The organism is Cupriavidus sp. SK-3, assembly GCF_000611145.1.
Classification (GTDB): Bacteria; Pseudomonadota; Gammaproteobacteria; order Burkholderiales; family Burkholderiaceae; genus Cupriavidus.
Genome location: NZ_JFJV02000238.1, coordinates 733 through 1,037, shown reverse-complemented (window position 1 = coordinate 1,037; position 305 = coordinate 733). Strand labels below are relative to the sequence as shown.

Here is a 305-nt window from a genome sequence, read left to right as displayed (position 1 = left end):
CCGGCATTCAGGCCATCGAGCGTAAGCACCCGGGACGTGCGCCCGCGCCGGGGCGGCTGCGTCGGCGTGAGTTTGAGTATGTTCGTCACGGCACCCAGGCGTTGATTGCCGCGCTGGATGTGCATACTGGACAGGTGCTGGCAGATTGCCGCGAGCGCCGCACCCAGAACGATCTGGTGGCCTTCATGGAGCGCGTGGCAACCGCGTACCCGGGCAAACAGGTGCACGTCGTCTGGGACAACCTGAACACACATCGCGCCCAGGCCGTCTGGCAGGCATTCAACGCGCGGCACGATGAGCGGTTC

Annotated in this window: 1 protein-coding gene; it reads left to right on the top strand. The window is 65.9% G+C overall.

The genetic code is table 11. The annotated features are described in order from the left end of the window. The coding region (locus CF70_RS33965; RefSeq protein ID WP_035870899.1) for a transposase at positions 1 to 305 on the top strand (305 nt) is incomplete at both ends.